Source organism: Enterococcus sp. CSURQ0835 (assembly GCF_902706605.1).
In the GTDB taxonomy this organism is placed as follows: Bacteria; Bacillota; Bacilli; order Lactobacillales; family Enterococcaceae; genus Enterococcus_A.
In genome coordinates this window covers 67,088-84,357 of record NZ_CACSLH010000002.1, presented here as the reverse complement: position 1 = coordinate 84,357, position 17,270 = coordinate 67,088, and the positions used below count along the sequence as shown (strand labels likewise).

General features: G+C 42.6%; 18 protein-coding genes and 1 pseudogene. 4 read left to right on the top strand and 15 right to left on the bottom strand.

Annotation, left to right across the window (positions count from 1 at the left end; translation table 11 throughout):
• Nucleotides 1–204 precede the first annotated feature (204 nt).
• The 6 genes and pseudogenes from GVJ38_RS01765 to GVJ38_RS01740 form a co-directional block, all read right to left on the bottom strand.
• On the bottom strand, nucleotides 205–504 hold the full coding sequence (locus GVJ38_RS01765; protein WP_159721451.1) for a DUF5960 family protein: 300 nt from the start codon (nucleotides 502–504) through the stop codon (nucleotides 205–207).
• A 33-nt stretch (nucleotides 505–537) separates the two neighbouring features.
• Nucleotides 538–936, bottom strand: coding sequence for a hypothetical protein (locus GVJ38_RS01760; RefSeq protein ID WP_159721450.1), 399 nt, complete (start codon nucleotides 934–936; stop codon nucleotides 538–540).
• A 196-nt stretch (nucleotides 937–1,132) separates the two neighbouring features.
• The gene (gene rbsR, locus GVJ38_RS01755) at nucleotides 1,133–2,122 is read right to left on the bottom strand and encodes a ribose utilization transcriptional repressor RbsR (RefSeq protein WP_159721519.1); all 990 of its coding nucleotides are present in this window, start codon (nucleotides 2,120–2,122) and stop codon (nucleotides 1,133–1,135) included.
• 192 nt (nucleotides 2,123–2,314) lie between these two features.
• Nucleotides 2,315–3,745 carry an amidohydrolase gene (locus tag GVJ38_RS01750; RefSeq protein WP_159721449.1) on the bottom strand — a complete coding sequence of 477 codons (1,431 nt, stop codon included), beginning with the start codon at nucleotides 3,743–3,745 and terminating at the stop codon, nucleotides 2,315–2,317.
• Between the two features lie 15 nt (nucleotides 3,746–3,760).
• A pseudogene (locus GVJ38_RS01745) lies at nucleotides 3,761–4,866 on the bottom strand (MFS transporter).
• 225 nt (nucleotides 4,867–5,091) lie between these two features.
• A complete protein-coding gene (locus GVJ38_RS01740; RefSeq protein WP_159721447.1) occupies nucleotides 5,092–7,284 on the bottom strand; it encodes a helix-turn-helix domain-containing protein in 2,193 nt (730 codons plus the stop codon).
• Nucleotides 7,285–7,416: 132 nt separating this feature from the next.
• Here GVJ38_RS01740 and GVJ38_RS01735 point away from each other — a divergent pair, with 132 nt between their 5' ends.
• Complete coding sequence (locus GVJ38_RS01735) at nucleotides 7,417–8,340, top strand: alpha/beta hydrolase (RefSeq protein ID WP_159721446.1); 924 nt, start codon at nucleotides 7,417–7,419, stop codon at nucleotides 8,338–8,340.
• 69 nt (nucleotides 8,341–8,409) lie between these two features.
• On the opposite strand, the gene GVJ38_RS01730 is transcribed toward GVJ38_RS01735, so the two are convergent.
• The 6 genes from GVJ38_RS01730 to GVJ38_RS01705 form a co-directional block, all read right to left on the bottom strand.
• On the bottom strand, nucleotides 8,410–9,048 hold the full coding sequence (locus GVJ38_RS01730) for an L-fuculose-phosphate aldolase (protein WP_159721445.1): 639 nt from the start codon (nucleotides 9,046–9,048) through the stop codon (nucleotides 8,410–8,412).
• A 16-nt stretch (nucleotides 9,049–9,064) separates the two neighbouring features.
• Complete coding sequence (locus tag GVJ38_RS01725) at nucleotides 9,065–10,120, bottom strand: S-methyl-5-thioribose-1-phosphate isomerase (protein WP_159721444.1); 1,056 nt, start codon at nucleotides 10,118–10,120, stop codon at nucleotides 9,065–9,067.
• Nucleotides 10,121–11,350 (bottom strand): S-methyl-5-thioribose kinase, encoded by a 1,230-nt coding sequence (mtnK, locus tag GVJ38_RS01720; RefSeq protein ID WP_159721443.1) that lies wholly within the window; start codon nucleotides 11,348–11,350, stop codon nucleotides 10,121–10,123.
• Between the two features lie 122 nt (nucleotides 11,351–11,472).
• Nucleotides 11,473–11,925: a hypothetical protein gene (locus GVJ38_RS01715; protein WP_159721442.1), complete on the bottom strand. Its 453-nt coding sequence runs from the start codon at nucleotides 11,923–11,925 to the stop codon at nucleotides 11,473–11,475.
• Nucleotides 11,922–13,052: a DUF3114 domain-containing protein gene (locus tag GVJ38_RS01710; RefSeq protein WP_159721441.1), complete on the bottom strand. Its 1,131-nt coding sequence runs from the start codon at nucleotides 13,050–13,052 to the stop codon at nucleotides 11,922–11,924. Before GVJ38_RS01710 ends, GVJ38_RS01715 begins: the two co-directional genes overlap by 4 nt.
• A 76-nt stretch (nucleotides 13,053–13,128) precedes the next feature.
• Nucleotides 13,129–13,722, bottom strand: a complete 594-nt coding sequence (locus GVJ38_RS01705; RefSeq protein ID WP_159721440.1) for a ribonuclease H1 domain-containing protein — start codon at nucleotides 13,720–13,722, stop codon at nucleotides 13,129–13,131.
• Between the two features lie 238 nt (nucleotides 13,723–13,960).
• On the opposite strand from GVJ38_RS01705, the gene GVJ38_RS01700 reads away from it, so the two are divergent.
• Nucleotides 13,961–14,566, top strand: coding sequence for a hypothetical protein (locus tag GVJ38_RS01700; protein WP_159721439.1), 606 nt, complete (start codon nucleotides 13,961–13,963; stop codon nucleotides 14,564–14,566).
• Between the two features lie 68 nt (nucleotides 14,567–14,634).
• Here the strand turns inward: GVJ38_RS01700 and GVJ38_RS01695 are convergent, their stop codons facing one another.
• The gene (locus tag GVJ38_RS01695; protein ID WP_159721438.1) at nucleotides 14,635–15,063 is read right to left on the bottom strand and encodes a helix-turn-helix domain-containing protein; all 429 of its coding nucleotides are present in this window, start codon (nucleotides 15,061–15,063) and stop codon (nucleotides 14,635–14,637) included.
• A 318-nt stretch (nucleotides 15,064–15,381) separates the two neighbouring features.
• On the opposite strand from GVJ38_RS01695, the gene GVJ38_RS01690 reads away from it, so the two are divergent.
• Nucleotides 15,382–16,122, top strand: a complete 741-nt coding sequence (locus tag GVJ38_RS01690; RefSeq protein ID WP_159721437.1) for a glycosyltransferase family 2 protein — start codon at nucleotides 15,382–15,384, stop codon at nucleotides 16,120–16,122.
• A gap of 12 nt (nucleotides 16,123–16,134) precedes the next feature.
• On the top strand, nucleotides 16,135–16,539 hold the full coding sequence (locus GVJ38_RS01685) for a pyridoxamine 5'-phosphate oxidase family protein (RefSeq protein WP_159721436.1): 405 nt from the start codon (nucleotides 16,135–16,137) through the stop codon (nucleotides 16,537–16,539).
• A gap of 70 nt (nucleotides 16,540–16,609) precedes the next feature.
• Here the strand turns inward: GVJ38_RS01685 and GVJ38_RS01680 are convergent, their stop codons facing one another.
• Entirely contained in the window at nucleotides 16,610–16,798 is a 189-nt protein-coding gene (locus GVJ38_RS01680; protein ID WP_159721435.1) for a hypothetical protein, read from the bottom strand.
• A 152-nt stretch (nucleotides 16,799–16,950) separates the two neighbouring features.
• Nucleotides 16,951–17,160, bottom strand: coding sequence for a hypothetical protein (locus GVJ38_RS01675; RefSeq protein ID WP_159721434.1), 210 nt, complete (start codon nucleotides 17,158–17,160; stop codon nucleotides 16,951–16,953).
• Nucleotides 17,161–17,270: the final 110 nt, after the last annotated feature.

The window sequence follows — 17,270 nt, the reverse complement described above, 5'->3', positions numbered from 1 at the left end:
ATAGGATTTGATTAAATAACCTCTCAGTTAAGTGAATCGAATTGGCTTTTCATCTTGTTTAAGCTAAACAAATCACAAATGATTCTATTATTCCACTCATTACTTGTTGATTTCTTTTTTTCATGAAAGATTCTTCCACAAAAAAAGTGTAAAAAAACAGTCCCACTAATCCTTGCGGCAGCGGAACTGTTTTTTTCTGATCGACTAACGTTGTTCTTCATCTCGTAAATCAAATTCAAAGGGTTCACCTTCATAGAAAAATTCATCTGAGACAGTGGCTTCTTGATCTTGTGCGACCATTTCTTTTTTAAATGGGAATTTGATCGAACGACCATTTTTAGTCTGACTACCGGTTAAAACAAAAGTCGCTGTCTCCGTATTTTCTGGCAGATCTAATTGAGCTAAGACAGCTTCGATTACTTTTTGCGAGTCAAATGGTTCTTTAGCTACCTTTTTGTAATCCGCTAAAAAACCCGATTGGCCTTTAAAATATTCTTTTTCCATTTCACTTCACTCCTTGTCAAACGATTTATTATTTTACTCGGCTAAATCTAATCGGCCGGCTGACGTTTGTAAGACCGGCCAGCTTCCGGCAAGTTCGATCCGGATCACTGGACAAGTGCTCTCAGCCAGTGCAGCATCCAGAGCTACTATTAACGCTGCTTGCTGTTTCAAATGTTCAGTCAGCGGCAAGAGCTGATCTTGATCTAATGCTGCTAAATACGGTTCAAACTGTGCGTGAATTTGGCGAACGATTTGTTTGATCTGCCGCTCATAAGTCCGCGCTAATTTCAATTCATTATCAGTCGTATAAGCGACTTGCTGTTTTTCAACCATAAAGGTCACAAAAATCAGCGGGACTGGTGAAACTGGTTTTTGCGGTGAGACGAAATAAATTTCTTGCGCCAATAGATCGATCGCTCCAGTTACTTTCATCGCGATCACCTCCGCGTTTATTATAGCAGGAAACCTCAAAAATACCCGGTGTCATGCTTTACTTGCTCATCCGTTTATTGTGCTGCGAATTCATTTGAAGTCATTCCAGTTATCGTGGCAATGCCCTACTTTTAATCTCATTTTTTTAAGTATAACAAATGTCGGGCTGATCACGAAAAAATAACCCCACCTCGACTCAACGAGGTGCGGTAGATGCACGGACCTTCAATTGGACCGGTAACTGCTGTTCTTCCCACGCTTTTTTCGGATCGTGAATCCGCGCAAGCAACAATTCAGCAGTCGTTTGCCCTAATTCAAAAATCGGCTGGGCGATCGTCGTCAACTGCGGCGTTACATATTGACACATATCGATATCATCATATCCGATGATACTGTAATCAGCCGGCACTTGTTTGCCAACTTGATTGAGTCCGTAATACAATCCAAATGCCAGCTCATCATTGATGGCGAAAATCGCGGTCACGTCACTTTCTAACAGTTCCGGTACAGCTTGCTGCCCACCTAATTTTGAAAGGTCTGTCTCGACTAATAACGGTGTAGCAAATTGCGTCTTGAAGCCTGCGACGCGATTTAAAATATTTTCCGGCGCAGCTTTTGGTAAGACTACCGCAACTTTTTGATGACCTAAGCTTTTCAAATGCTCACCGGCTAACTTGCCACCGGTAAAATCATCAGTCAAGACCGCATCACTGAAACCCTCTGCCTTTTTTTGGTCCAACACGATAAAAGGCAGATTTTTCGCACGCAACGTTTGATTGATCGCGGTATTGGAAATCGTTGAACTGGCGATAATAAAACCATCTACGCCCCGCCGATTCAATTCGTCTAAATAATCACTTTCTTTTTGCGCATCCAGATCGGCATTGCACAACATCGTGACAAAGTTTTCTCGGTACAATACATTTTCGATTCCGCGAATCAGCCCGCCAAAAAATGGATTGGCGATATCGGGTACGATCACACCGACTGTTTTACTTTTTTTCATGATCATCCGCCGCGCGAAATAATCGGGCTCATAGTTCAAACTTTCCTTGGCCGCTACCACTTTTTCCACTGTTTTTGGACTGAATTTATCGGCATTGCCATTCAAAATCTGTGAGACGGTTGCAATCGAGACTTCAGATAACTTCGCGACATCTTTAATCGTAACTTTTTTCTTCATCAGCTGTTCCCTTCTAAAATTCCGTTTTCATTTTCTCATGAAGTCACAGCTTTTGTAAATCATAAACTTACATCTGAAAAATAGACACAACAAATAAAGCGGTGAGTATCAAAACACATGGCGTGTCCTACACTTGCCGCTTTACTCAGCTCAAGACAGTAACGAAAATAGTTTCGTCACCGCTTTGATTGATTTTTATTTAGGAACAACATCGGCCGGGATCGGTGACTGATATGTCTTACCGGCTAATTTTTGTTGATGCTCGGCTTTAGCTTTTTCGATCAATTGCGGATCAAGTAACGCATCTAGCGCTGTCATGGCGATCATCTTTCCCGCCATCAGCATACCTTTATGAGCAACAGAAGATTTTCCAGTAGCTACCCACTGCCACGAATGCGGCGGTGTGCCTTGTACTTCACAACCGATCGTCGCTTGCGCAGTCGGTACGACCCAGCTCACATCCCCAACATCGGTAGAGCCTGCTGTCTTATCCGTGATCTGATACGGGAATAATTTAGTATTCACTGGCATCGTTGCGATTTCTTTCAGTTCAGCCTCCGTGGCAGTCGGAAATGCGTTTTGAGCACGCGCATATAATGTGTCTTTAGTCACTTGAGGCACCGTGTCGAAGAATTTTTGTTCATAGGCGATTTCTTCCGCGGTCAATTCCAATGGCGTCACTTGTTTTAGATTTTGATGCATCGCTTCAGTCAACGCTGGATTCGGTAAATAATTGGCACAAGCCGAATCAAAATCGATCGTAAGCTCTGTTTCAGTCATAAGCGCTGCGCCTTCTGCGATTTTATTGATCCGTTGATAGATCGGTTCGACTTGTTCTAATTTTGGTGCTCGGATAAAATAATATAATTTTGCTGTCGGTTGGACGACATTAGCTGATTCGCCCCCAGCATCGATAAAAGCATAATGCACGCGCGCTTCATCAATGATGTGTTCTCGTAAAAACTGCACGCCCACATTCATTAGTTCAGCTGCGTCTAATGCGCTGCGCCCTTGCTCAGGAGCCGCCGCCGCGTGAGCAGACGTACCGTGAAATTCATAATAAACTTGATACACGGCCAAGCTGCTGTCTCCCCATGCTTGTGTCACATCCATCGGGTGCCAAGTCAATGCGAGATCTAGCGAATCAAACAAACCAGCTCGTGCCATGAAGGCTTTTCCATAACCACTTTCTTCTGCTGGGCAACCGAATAACTTGATCGTCCCTTTCAAATTTTCTTCTTCCATCAATGTCTTGATAGCTACCGCACCAGCTAATGCGCCGGTCCCTAGTAAATTGTGACCGCAACCATGACCATTGCCGCCAATTTCTACTGGTTTTTTTTCGGGCAGATCAGCGACTTGACTCAAATTTCCTAACGCATCGTATTCAGCTAAGATCCCGATAACTGGACTCCCGCTACCAAACGTTGCGATGTAAGAATAATCCATGTCGGCTACACCTTTTTCAAGTGCAAAGCCTTCTTGTTCTAAAATATGATAATGTTGCGCAACCGATTTTTCAGTCGCAAAACGGGTTTCGGGAGTACCCCAAATATTGTCAGCCGCTGTAATGAAAGCTTGCCGTTTTTCTTCAATGATTGCTTGTAAACGTTCTTTTTGATCCATCTCAAATCACTCCTTCTAATCTTTTTTCACGAGTAACGCGGAAAGTCCACATAATACACTGGCACCAGCCATGAATAAAAAGGCCAACGTAAATGAACCACCTGATAATTTGATCAAATACCCTAAAACCATCGGCGCTAAAAATCCGCCTAATGTACCGCCTGTATTGATGATCCCGATCGATGAACCAATGATCGCCGGATCCATGATCTTATGAGGCCACGTGAAGATCGTGGTAAAAGCTGAAATCGAAATCATACTGATCAAAATCAAAAACACGATCGACAACATGATATTGTTTGAGGAAACAAAAGCAAAAACCAACGCCGCACTGACAAATGTCGCGGTCAATAAAAAGATTTTTTCACGACCTAAGAATAATTTTGACAACAACGAACCGGCAAAGATCGTCGCCAACGTTTGGAAGATCGCGTTGCAAGCTAAGATCAACCCCGTCGTGCTGATATCCAACTGGAATTTAGTCGAGATGTAAGAAGGTAGCCAGGACATGTTGCCATAAAGTAAGAAATTCAGCAAGAGCATCGCCAAAAATAAGACGAAGATATTCTGATTTTTCAACATCGTTAGAAACGAAATCTTCTCGCTCGGTTTAACAGCTTTAGTCGGTTGGACATTTGGTACAAAGCGCCAGACTAAAATAAATGAGAGCAAAAACAAAGTCCCTAATGCTAAATAAGCGTAATGCCAATTTTTAGCAACAAGATTGGCACCTAATGTAAAAGCTAAGATCCCACCGATCCCAGAAGTTGAAAGGATCAACGATTGGACAAAAGTCCGCTTTTCTTGCGGAAAATTATCCGCGATCGCTTTTGAGACACTTGGCGGATAGCCACCGTGTCCAAGTCCAGCAAAAAAGCGAATGCAAATGAACAACATCAAGCCGCTCACCATCCCAAAAGCAAATGAGAAAAAGGAAATGATCAAAAGCGACAACATCAAAACACGTTTTGCTCCGATCTTATCTGCTAACCAGCCGCCCGGAATCTGCATCAATGAATAACCTAAAAAGAAAAAGGACATGATCAGCCCCGTTTGCCCAGCATCTAAATTGAACTGCTGTGCGATAGGGATGATCGCCGTTGAGATCATGAACCTGCCATCAAAGCGACGACTAGCGCGATCCCTTGCTTACCACGTGTTTTTTCCAGCCCTGTGTCCATGTGATACCTCCAAAAGATTTTTATTTTTTATGAAACGCTTTCTTTAAACTCAGTATAAACTGTTATAGCACACAGCAACGGACAACTCTCACCTATTTAGCTGACGTTTATTAGCTGAACAGCTGTTTTAAAAAAATAGAGTAAAAAAATAGCCGTCAAGTTTTGTCAACTCAACGGCTGTAATGTAATCAAGCTCAAACTATTCAATGATAATAAGCGACTAAAAGTCAATTGCTCAGCTTGGATCACTTCACTGCGCACACTATACTCCGGCCGAATGTGATCTTCTAAATAGCGTAATGCTTCATGATCAAGATTTAATCGTCCACCGGCTTTCAACCATTCGTTATACACGCCGCCATGATCTTTATCCAATAAATAGCGACGAACTACATAACTTTTATGAGGTAACTTTTGCAACGTGCAATCGATCAGAAGTGACTGATAATGGACGAGATTTTGACTGACCGATAATGTCGGGTCCATAAATTTTGGATTGGCTAAGAGCAAGATCAGCTGCTCATTTTTTTGGTAAAGCCAGAAATTGGGATCGGCATACAGCTGCGCACCTCGGAGCTGTTGTAGAAAATGCAACGCAAAATACGCTGGTCGCCGCACTAAACCATACATGTAAAGCGATAGACAATTGTCGACATTCTTTCCTTGATTAAGACTTTTTGCTTCGATACTCAGCCAAAATGCGCCAGCTTGAACCGTTTCCTTTTGCAAAACAGCCGCGATCAGAGCCGCTCGAAAAAAAGTCCCTACCGTCGTTTGATCATTACCGGCGATCGTGTTCCAATCATTTAAATAAACTGGCGCTACTGGTTTTAACTGACCTGCCAACAGTTCTTGTAGCTGAGCAACTGTTTTTTCAAAATTCGTTGCTTCAGCAGTGTATTCCCGATAAAAATCAAAATCTAAAGTCAGAAAATGAAACTGATAGTCAGTAACTTGCCAGGCGGTGGCTAACTCATCTTTCTTTTGTTGCGCAGCTTTTGAAAAATATAGTCCGAACCGCTGAAACGGCGTACTCAATAACTGTTGCCACTGGTTTTGATCCAAATCTAGAATACTTTCAGCTGCCAACTCGATTTGCCAATTACTCAGTTCAGTGAAACTAAAATAATCGGTCAGTGCATCGACAGCCGCAAAAAATCCAGGCGTCAAATCTGCACTAGTCAGTTGAATGATCGGCGTCACTCGAAATTTTTGACACGTCGTAAAGAGCAGTAATAAATTTTTGAACGGAGAGATAACTTGGCTTTGATAATGGGTAAGTGTCTGGTGCCCTAGACCGACTAGCCGGATCTTAGAAAATTGCAGTTCATCAGTTAAAGCTGCCAGCTGCTGCTGTGTCTCATGTAACAATAGATTCTCAGCTAAACCGACATTTACGATCCACTCCTTTTCTGGGATCGTCTGAGAAGACAAGCGAGTGAGATCTAACACCACTTGTTTTTCGGTCTGACGATAAGAATCTTCTAGATCGTTCTCGATCAAATAACTAGCTAGGCGTTTCAATGCGGCTGACTTGGTAAGGACTTGTCGTTTAGTTAGCTGGACTTTGACGCGTTTTTTATTGGCGTGCTGCTTGCGATACTCACTGGGAAGCACCCCGTATTCAGCTTTGAAATTACGCGTAAAAGTTTTCGGATTCAAAAAACCGTTGTCGATACTAACTTCTACTAACGGCTTTTGCGTATACAGCAAATCATCTAGTGCATGACGCAAACGTACATGGGTCACGTATTTTGTGAGCTTCCACCCGGTCTTGGATTTAAAAAAGCGCGATAAATAACTGTACGAACTATTTTCGCGCTCCGCTAATTCCGTTAGTGACAACTCTTCACGATAATTTTCTTCGATATACTGTTTGATTCGGGTGATCCGCGAATCATTCACCGCAGTCGGTGCAGCGGTTAATTTGAAATGCCACACTAAAAAATTATATAAATGCAACGCCGATTCAACTACTTGAGCTGAACTTTCTTTTTCCGCTAACGTTTCGCTCATGATCTGATGCAACCGTTGCAAAAATTCCTGCTGTACACTGGCAGACTCCGTCAACTGGGGACAGGTCATGAAACGGGTCGCTAACTCTTGGCTCAAGATCCGCCCTAAGACACTTTTTTGTAAGGTGATCGTCAAAAATAAAGTCGGGGTACTTTGCTGGATCGTAAGGCTTTCCCCTGCATTGACTAAAAAAAATTGATCTTGACTAAGCGAAAAGACTTGATGTTCCACTTGGACTTCAGCTTGACCTTCCAACAACAAATACATTTTCCATTCTTCGCCTACCACTTCACTCCAGGCCGTGATCGTTTCGATTTCGACGCGCATCGCTTGTTTTGCCATTCCTAGCCTTCTTTCAAAACTTTTCTTCCATTCATTATAAATGAAAGCTGTTTCTTTCTATAGTTCTTTTTTCACTGCTTGCCAAGTGATTTTAGTTTTTTTATAATGGGCAAGATAGAAAGGGGTACTTTCGTGACTAAAAAAACTAAAATTTTCATCATCATCTTATTGCTGCTCGTCATTATCTTAGGCGCGGCGGGAAATTATTTTTATAATTACGCAGTCGTCCCTGCCAAAAAAGATTTCTTGGCAAGTGATGACCATAAATCAACACAACTAGTCCAAGCAGAAAAATGGTTCAAAAATAAAAACAATCGGACCTATTGGCACCAACGTTCCAAGGATGGCTTGAAACTGTCGGCGATCTATTTACCCGCGGAAACGACTAGTAATAAAACCGTCATCGTCGCCCACGGTTACATGGGTAATGCAGAAGACATGGCGCAATACGCGGATCTTTTCCATCAACTAGGCTACAATGTCTTAGTTCCCGATGCTCGCGGTCATGGTAGAAGCCAAGGCGATTACATCGGCTTTGGCTGGGATGAACGGAAAGATTATTTAGGCTGGATCAAGCAGATCTTGCACCAGAATCCGACTGAACAAATCGTCCTAGATGGTGTCAGCATGGGAGCGGCTACCGTCATGATGACCAGTGGTGAAAAACTGCCCGCAAATGTCAAAGCGGTGATCGAAGACTGTGGTTATTCTTCCGTAACGGCCGAGTTGACTTATCAATTGAAACAAATGTTCAACTTGCCTGCCTTTCCTTTGATCAATGTTACGAGTTTAGTGACTAAATTACGCGCAGGCTATTTCTTCGGTGATGCAGACACGCTGAAACAGCTACACCAAAACAAAACACCGATACTGTTCATTCACGGTGACAAAGATGACTTTGTACCTTACAGTATGCTCGCTAAAGTCTATGCCGCAACGGATGCACCAAAAGAAAAATACATCGTCAAAGGAGCCAAACATGCGGAAGCTTTGACCAAAGATCCCGTTAAATATCAACAGACTGTCGCTGATTTCTTAGCACACTATGTAAAATAAAAATAAGCGGACTAAAAAGGTGAAAGTTCACACCTTTTTAGTCCGCTCTTATTTTTGACGGATTACGACTTATTGGCCGTAAGTCGCAAATTTTTCGATCACGACTTGCATTTGTTCTTCGTTGAGCAGTACCGGTTGCCCGATGCAGCGCGCTCTATAATCTAATTTGGCTAAAAATTCGATATCTTTTGCGACACTAAAAGCTGACTCAACATCTTTTCCGATCGCCAACACGCCATGATTGCCCAACAAGATACCATGGTCTTGTTGAATAAAATCAAAAGCTTCTTGAGCTAGCTCAAATGTTCCATACGTTTTGTACGCGCAACAGCGTACTTTTTCACCGATGGAGCCAATAATATAATGCAGCGGTTCGATTGCTTGATGCAAACAAGCAAAAGTCGTCGCATATTCCGAATGAGTGTGAACGACTGAAAAAACATCTTGTCGTTCGCGATAAAAAATACTGTGCAATTCGTATTCACTCGATGGCTTGCGCGTTCCTTCCACCACATTCCCTGCTAGATCCATCACGACGATATCTTCAGGTTGCGTCTCAAAATAAGGAATACCACTAGGCGAGATCAGCATGACTTGCTCAGCTGGTAAATACCGACTGATGTTGCCGCCGGTTCCCGTCGTCAATCTTTCGGTGATCAATTTTTTGCCGTAAGCCACGATTTCGGCTCGTTCTGTTTGATAATTCATTTTTTTCTTCCTATTCTTAGTAAAAAGTATTGGTGGGATTTTCTTTTAGATAGCTGGCTAAGTCATACGGTGAAAAGATCCCGCGATCCGTCACGACTGCTCCGATCAATTCCGGCGGCGTGATATCAAACGAAGGATAAATTGCTTTGACTCCAGCTAAAGTGTGTTTGATTCCATTTAATTCCAGCACTTGCTGTGGGTCTCGCAATTCGATCTTGATCTGTTCATGACTTTTTTTATCCGTATCAGGAATACCCGTCACAAAATAAGGGACGCCAAAGCGTTGCGCTAAGATCGCGATTTGATACGTTCCAACTTTATTAGCGATATAGCCGTCTTGGGCGATCGTATCAGCGGCAGAAGTATAGAGATCGATTTTTTCGTGTTCCATTAAGTAAGCAATCATATTGTCAGATACGACCGTCGTCTCAAACCCCATCTCGGCACAACAGCTAGCTGTCAAACGCGCACCTTGCAGATAAGGCCGGGTCTCAGCACAGAAAAAACGCAATGTTTTATTTTGATTGAGTGCCTCGCGTAACAACATCCCGACGATCGTCTCGCCGAAACATTGAGTCAAAACAGTTCCGTTGTCAGGGATTTTTTCCAATAAAAACTTCGCGACTTTGTCCATCGTAAAGTAACGACGGTTCAATGAATCGATCGTATTTTGTTTGATCGCTTCGGTCGGATCTTGTTGATTGGCTAATGCTTCCTCAGCTACCGCAACACATTTTTCGGTGATCAGTGTCATCCGGTTCGCCGTCGTTGGTCGTGCGTTTGCGATTTTTTGGCTAGCTGCACGTAAATAATCCAGTCGCGCTTGATCTGCTAAGTGTTTACTTTGCTCACTGGCTAATGCCATCCCCATTCCAGCGGCGGTGTAAGGCCCGGCACTTTGCGTCACCATATCTGTGATCGCCTGTGCCACTTCTTCATAAGTCGCACACTCGACAAACCGCAACTCTCGTGGATAAATGCGGCGATCTAAGATCCGGACCCGACCATTTTCGTACCAAGCGACATTTTCATACCGCAATAAAGTCGGCATTTGATAATCTTGCCGTTCCATTTAGATTCCTTCTCTCATCAATGCTTTGAAATTTTGAACCAATTGCTCTCCGCTATTTAGTTCATTGCGCTTTGTGATCAACTGGATACCTAGCCGAATCAACAGTCGTTCAGCCGCGATTTTTTCATCCGAAGCAAACAAACTCATTTCTTTGACCTTTGAATCACCTACGACACGGCGGATGATCTCAGTTCCAGCATAGCCAAGTGCATCGTTCATGATCTGATTCAACTGCATTTGTTCAAAAGCCGTGCTTTGATACAGTGGGAAAGTCACTTGTTCTTCGTAGACATGGGCCAGTTTTGTTTGGGTCAACTCATACACTTGGCTGATTGTTTCCAGTAACCAATCCGTAAATGATTCCCCACTAGGCTCCGTAAATAATTTTAAAACTAACGGAAAGTATAAATGAGCCAACACATTGCCAATGTCATAACCGATTGGTCCATAAAAAGCAAACTCTGGATCGATCACTTTTAAACCTGTTTGATTGATAAAAATCGACCCTGTATGCAAATCACCATGAATCAAAGCTTGAGCACAATTCATAAACTGATTCCGTAATTGAGCGACTTCCGTTTGCAACGGTTCATTTTGGTAAAGATTTTCCGTCACGAATTTTTCATTGCCTGGCGTGATCACATTACGCTTTTTATAATCGACATACGGCTCCGTAAAGACTAGATCTTCACTGATATCACACATCTCGATATTGATAAACTCTTTGACTCGTTCTTTTTTCACCGCTCGATCCAAAATCAGATCCGTCGTGGGCAGCAGAGTCCGCGCTAAATAATCTGTGATCGCTTCGGCAAAGTTTGGAAAAATGTTGCCTGCGATCAATTGATAGCGCATATTTTGATAATCGGAAATATCTTCCATCACAACCGCGTACATTTGCTCATCATAATAATAAACTTCTGGCACTAGATCAGGTGCTAATTCATACTGAATCTGCAAGATCTCGGCTTCGATTCGATTTCGTTCAATGTCTAGCGGCCGGCCGGAAGACCGAAGCAACTTATCCGCTTGTTTGATCACAAAACTTTCATTTGTCGTCTCATCCACGACCCGAAAAACATAGTTGATATTGCCGTCACCGATCTCTTCCACAGCGATTGGATCGTTGGTGAAAACCTGTAATTTTTCTTTAGTATATAATGCGACATCCGCTTTAGTCATCAAAAAGTGGGACTGATACCGCGGGTGTTCAACTGGAATGATATTCATCTTTCTCACCTCCATCTAAGTGTCATGGAAAACGAACGAAAATTCAACTGTTTTGCTACGAAAAAACAAAAAAGCCTAGGTTCCCTCTAAAATCTGAAGCGCTGTTTTACTCTTTCAACCTTCTATTTTTCATACGGAGCTAATTGCCGCTGGATCATATTTTGTTTGCCAGCTCGTGGCCAACCAAACAAAATAGCTCGCACCTGTTTTTTTTGGATAAAGAAACGGACATGAGTAACATCGGTCAATTCATACTGGTAATAGGCTTCAAATTTACGTGTGCTTTGTGGCTGGTACCCCGGTTGACGTTTGATCGTCTGCAAAAACTTCGGCGGCAATTCATCCATAAAACTAACTGTTTCATTTTGCTTTTGCCAAGTGGCCATGGCGACTGCTGGCCGAGTCTCGATTTTTTCTGGCGGGCCAAATGTTTGCTCTAAGGCAGCTGTCGTCATCCCGTAAGTGGCTCGCTCATGGACTTGGGTCAGAGTTAGTTGCGGAGTCAGTGTTGCATAATAGCGCCACACAAGCACGGCTACTAACAACACACTGACTAAAAGAACGAATTTTTTCATCCAGCTCCCTCCAACAGTGCATTGGCTTTTTGTTCTGAAGCTTGAGTGTCAAAAAAATCGCGCTCCCCCGGTGTTAAGACCGGGCTGTGCCACTTTTTCATCACTTGATGGCGCACAGTTGGATCATAGTTGCGGACCGGAGCAGCATCTAATAAAGTATGGAGATTTCGAACACCATAACGCGTCGGGCGATAATCGTGACTATCGTTAGCAAAATTAGCACTGTTGCCATCGACCAATTGCCGCTGCGCTTCCCAGGAATAAGACACGGTCGGATCAGACTGAACTCGGCCGTTACTAGTAAAATGATACGCATTCCACTGTGTAACTAAATGACCGGCTTGATCAATGATCCATTCACTGTGAAAATAAGGCGTCGTCACAAATTTGACATTTTCACCATGCGTCGCTAGTAGACGCGGATAATTTTCACTCGGACCTTGGTATTTATTATGAAAACGCGCTTTTTCGCCCGCTAGATTTCCGTAAAGCTTTTGATGAGCTTGCAGCCGTTGCAAATCCGTTTTTTCAGTCGGGTAACTCGCTCGTAGCGCTTGATTATTTTTCCAATCCAAATAATAGCGAAACTGATGGGTCTTTTGAGCAAATTGAAAACAAGTGCTCGTCTGATCATCCGTGATACCATCAGGGTAAATGCGCTGAACTAGTTCCGCTACAAGATGATCAAATGCAATCGCCGCGTTGATTTCAGTCGTAAACTGATACGGGCGTCCGTCGCCACTCTCAGTCAACGCTACATGATCCAATTGTAAAAAAGCATGTTCATCTATCGTTGCTCCTAACAATTCAAATAACCAGTCGAGGGTTTGAGCTGCATCAGAGTAACTCGTTTCCAACATTTCATTGAACAATGCCGATCCAATCGTATAAAGTTGAGCTTGAGCGGTGGCTAATCCACTCCTTTTTGCCGCTGCGGAAAATTTTCGAACAGCCACTGCTGGCCAGCCAGCTGTCCACAAGTTTTCAGCCGTCAAATAAAGTACTGACTCACGATCACGATGGGCCACTCCGACTAGCGCTAGTCGTCGAAAGTGTGGCTGCTTCGCCAAATTTTCAAACAACTGCCGCTTGATCTGATTAAAAGAAAGTTTGATCCGCTGTTTCATGACGTACTCCTTTAGTTTGTTACTTTCAGTTTAGCATAAAAAAGCCGACCCCCATGAGATCGACTCGTTGCTATTTTTACTTGACGGAACCTTTTGCTAGTTGATCGGCCATTTCGTTAAAATCAACACCGGTATGCGCTTTGACTTTATTGAAAACGACTTGGATCCCTTGAGCGATGTGTTGATATTTTTCGACATAATCTTTAGCAATCGCCGAATTAGCTTGCCAATCTTTTTGTGCCCACTTTGCAATCCCCTCATAGTCATAAGAGATCACGACCCCGGGATAGCCATTTTCTTTGGCCCAAATGATCGCATCTAAGCAAGCAAACACTTCCCCTGCGATTTGATAGGAATTAACAAAGCGCGGGTCACTGCCCGCAAACGCGTGCTTTTCGAGCGCTTGTTGATCTTTGACCGCTACCCAACCTGAACCATATTTTTTTTTGTCGGCATTAAACGAACCATCCACGTAGATCTCGATAAATCCAGCTGGGATCTTTGCTACTGAAGTCGCCGTCCCGCCGGTCATAAATGCTTCAGCCGCTTGTTTTGTCGGAAAACTTTTGTACTCAGCACCAGAAAAGCCCGCAACTTGCTTTTGGGCTTCTGGCCAAGTGTGGTAAATTCCCGGCCGCTTCCCTTTTCTCACTGCATAAAATTTTGCCATGGTTAGCCTCCTAAAAATTTCTTCTTAGAGTATAGCAAAGATTATCTTTTAATCTGAAAAAAATCGTTCCTGCTCGTAAAATAATCTTTTTTATTAAAAATATCCGTTATTTTCGCTATTTTCCTCATTTTTGATAGAAATCTTTTCACAATTGACCCCAAAACATGCTACACTAGTGTCGCTAATGTTTGAAAGTTGAAACTAAATCACAAAAATGAATAGGAGTAGAGAAGCACTAATGGCATATTCACAACATACTGCAGATCGAATTCAAAAAGAGATGGAAGAACACTTAGAAGGTTTTTTCCAAACAGATGCTTTTAAAGAAACAAAAGTCACTGAAGACGACGCTCGGGTGTTCGTCTCAGCTTATACAGCTGCTATGTATGAGCAAGAAGACCGCACACCGAAACGTTGGACTCGTTCCGCGACTGAAACGATCATGACGACTGTTTTGCCGGAAAAAATCAAAGCGGACAAAGCTTCCCAAATCATTCCAGTCTTGGAAGGCTTGTTCACTTATTTAGAGAAAAACAGCTACATTAAAAACGGCGAAACCCTGATTAAAGCTTTACACGATTTTGCTGACGAGATGTTCGCAAAATTTGGAACAGCACCGGCTGAAAAAGTAGCACCAAAAACGGCTGAAGCAACACCAAAACAAACAGCTGATACTCCTGCTGTTGCTGAAACACAATCAGCTACAGACGACGAACGTCCACTAGGCTGGGATCGACCTAAATATGTCGCCCCTGAAGTTCAAAAGTTACGTCGTAAAATGGCCGTTAAACAATTCAATAATAAAGTCAATAAAAAGCTCGGCAAGAAAAAACGGAAGAAATAGTCTTCCCGACTGATCAGCGAGCAATTAAAAAATGCGATCTCCTGAATTGATCAGGAGATCGCATTTTTTTAAAGCCAAAAAGATAAGTATTCTTCCCCTACATCCTCCACATAAACATAGTGGTAAAAACTGATCAGCCCTGCAATCCCCGCAATCATCACAAAAAGCCAGCGGAGCTTTTCACTAAAAACAGCTGCTCCAAAAGAAAAAGTTGCGACTCGATCAAAACGATACATCAAGCGTTTATGACTTTTTAATTTTCGCAACTCTTTCGCATCTTGTTTCACCTTGTTTACCATCTGTGCATCCTCCTTTAAAAGTAAATCTAGAGAAAGCCCATAGACCTCACTGATAGCTAATAGTTTTTCAATATCTGGTAAAGTCTTCCCCAACTCCCAGTTTGAGATCGTTTGGCGTGAGACAAATAACTTTTGCGCTAACTCAAATTGAGAATGATCATGATCTAACCGAACTTGTTTTAAACGTTCTCCAATCATTGCACTTCCTCCGTTCTTTTCTAAAGTTTCCCAGACTTCACTGACCTTCGCTAGCAAAGAACCTTTGCATGTTTGATTTTACTGGATTTTTTCTGTGCAAAAAATCTAAGCTAGAAAAATCTCATCCTTTTTTGAATTGGATTTATCCAGCTAGCTCCCCCTTTTCGTCAAATCCACTCGTAAATTTTTTTCACTTTGAAAGATTTCAGCCCTACTATTTTTCCACGTTCAAAAACTAGCATATCATTTCACCTTTTCGCTTTTCGGGCGTATACTTTAGCCAAAATCTTCCTTAACGATCAAACGGAGGTGATCATCATGAAAAAGGTCAGCCTCATCATCCCGGTGTTTAATTTGGAAGCTTATTTAGTTAAGACATTAAACAGTGTGACCAACCAAAGTTATCAAAACTTAGAAATCATTTTAGTGGATGACTATTCTCATGATCAGAGTTTGGCTTTAGCAAAACAGTGGGCGCAAAAAGATACCCGGATCAAAGTATTGGCTTTACCGTCCCATCAAGGAGTTTCCAAAGCTCGCAATCAAGGCCTGAAATTAGCAACAGGTGAATTGATCAGTTTTGTGGATGGCGATGATCAGCTGGCACCAACATTTATTCAAACGCTGGTAGCCCACATGCACACAAATGTCGCCGCCGTAGCAGTCGGTTATCAGTGGGGCGCTCGTTTTGATCGCGCTACTCATCAACACCGCGGAAAAAGTGAGACCCTGTCACGAGCAGAGTTTTATGCGAGCGTCAATTCTTTTGGCGATCCGATCGGCGGCTACATTTGGAATAAGCTATTCCGTAAAGCAGTGATCGATCAATTGGACTTACACTTTGATGAAACATTGGCGCTGGCGGAAGATCTTTGGTTTGTCGCCGAATATATCGCCTATGCGCCACAAGAAAAATTTATTTTTGATCCGACTAGTTTGTATGACAAAATCAGTCGGCCTGGCAGTATCATCCACACCGCTGACCGTTCGATGCGTCAAAAGGAACAGCTGATCCGCCAACGGATTGATCGTTTAGGAGAAAAAGTTGTAAATCATTGAGGAGATGGAAAAATGGCAACATTAACAGCAGCAATGAAAGAGATGTTAAACAGTCAATTAAGTTTTTTAGCGACCGCCGATGAAAACAATCAACCCCAAGTCGGGCCAAAAGGGACGATGCGGATCTTTGACGACCACCATTTGATCTACAATGAACACACGGCAAAACAAGCTTGGCACAATGTTCAAAAAAGTCATATTGCAGCTGTTGCCGTCGTAGATCACGCTGCGTTTAAGGGTTTTCGGTTTGAAGGACACGTCGAGATCCATCAAAATGATCAGATCCATGAAGATGCCAAAGCTTACGCAAAAGATCATAAACTACCTGAACCCGTAGCGGCTAATGTGATTACGATCGAACGGATTTATTTATTAGATGCCGGCCCACATGCAGGAGACTTGATCGAAGAAAACTAATTGGATAACACACAAAAAAGATCCGAATGAGAAATTTTCCCCACTCGGATCTTTTTTTAATTAGCTTCAATTAAAGTAACGCCGTCAACCAATTGCCCGTTCCAACGATCGCATTGCGCTGATCTTTCGTCAGATTCGTCTTTGGATCAAATGTTCCTAAACGAACGGAATGCTTGTTATAAATGACGTATTTGTCATGCTCTTTTTTGATCGTTGCAACTTGTACACCCAAACGATTTTTCAACACTTCTTCTCTCATAAGCTTCCCCTCTATCATTAAAAACACTTTTTAATATCATTATATTTTAATATTAAAGCAGGAGCTTATATTTTGCAATCGATATGGTTAGAGCCAAGTGCTAAAGTTTTACGATCGTATGTGAGCTATCCTTATAAGTGTTGCTTGTTCCCTCACCATTCATAATCAGCTAACTGCTCTTCCAGTTCAGCAATTTGTTCTGTTAGTTGCACTTGTTCTGCTTTGATCTCGGCTAAAGTTGCACCACTTGTACTATACCCTTTATAAAAAGCGGTCATGTAATCAACATCTTCTAAACGTTGTAGGCGATCACGTAAGCGTCCCAACGTTTCCACTGTTTGCTCGTATGCCAATTCATCCATTTGATTCGCCTTCTTTGAAGAATTAGCGCAGATTTTCTTGCGCAAGCAAATAATAAATGCAAACTTCATAGCCGTCAACTAAAAAGGTTAGTGGCTTTTTAAAGCAAACA

Bases quoted from the DNA above. Each gene is read 5' to 3' on its own strand.
- GVJ38_RS01765 (WP_159721451.1), bottom strand. From the start codon at position 504: ATGGAAAAAGAATATTTTAAAGGCCAATCGGGTTTTTTAGCGGATTAC.
- GVJ38_RS01760 (WP_159721450.1), bottom strand. From the start codon at position 936: ATGAAAGTAACTGGAGCGATCGATCTATTGGCGCAAGAAATTTATTTC.
- GVJ38_RS01750 (WP_159721449.1), bottom strand. From the start codon at position 3,745: ATGGATCAAAAAGAACGTTTACAAGCAATCATTGAAGAAAAACGGCAA.
- GVJ38_RS01740 (WP_159721447.1), bottom strand. From the start codon at position 7,284: ATGGCAAAACAAGCGATGCGCGTCGAAATCGAAACGATCACGGCCTGG.
- GVJ38_RS01730 (WP_159721445.1), bottom strand. From the start codon at position 9,048: ATGAATTATCAAACAGAACGAGCCGAAATCGTGGCTTACGGCAAAAAA.
- GVJ38_RS01725 (WP_159721444.1), bottom strand. From the start codon at position 10,120: ATGGAACGGCAAGATTATCAAATGCCGACTTTATTGCGGTATGAAAAT.
- mtnK (WP_159721443.1), bottom strand. From the start codon at position 11,350: ATGAATATCATTCCAGTTGAACACCCGCGGTATCAGTCCCACTTTTTG.
- GVJ38_RS01715 (WP_159721442.1), bottom strand. From the start codon at position 11,925: ATGAAAAAATTCGTTCTTTTAGTCAGTGTGTTGTTAGTAGCCGTGCTT.
- GVJ38_RS01710 (WP_159721441.1), bottom strand. From the start codon at position 13,052: ATGAAACAGCGGATCAAACTTTCTTTTAATCAGATCAAGCGGCAGTTG.
- GVJ38_RS01705 (WP_159721440.1), bottom strand. From the start codon at position 13,722: ATGGCAAAATTTTATGCAGTGAGAAAAGGGAAGCGGCCGGGAATTTAC.
- GVJ38_RS01700 (WP_159721439.1), top strand. From the start codon at position 13,961: ATGGCATATTCACAACATACTGCAGATCGAATTCAAAAAGAGATGGAA.
- GVJ38_RS01695 (WP_159721438.1), bottom strand. From the start codon at position 15,063: ATGATTGGAGAACGTTTAAAACAAGTTCGGTTAGATCATGATCATTCT.
- GVJ38_RS01690 (WP_159721437.1), top strand. From the start codon at position 15,382: ATGAAAAAGGTCAGCCTCATCATCCCGGTGTTTAATTTGGAAGCTTAT.
- GVJ38_RS01685 (WP_159721436.1), top strand. From the start codon at position 16,135: ATGGCAACATTAACAGCAGCAATGAAAGAGATGTTAAACAGTCAATTA.
- GVJ38_RS01680 (WP_159721435.1), bottom strand. From the start codon at position 16,798: ATGAGAGAAGAAGTGTTGAAAAATCGTTTGGGTGTACAAGTTGCAACG.
- GVJ38_RS01675 (WP_159721434.1), bottom strand. From the start codon at position 17,160: ATGGATGAATTGGCATACGAGCAAACAGTGGAAACGTTGGGACGCTTA.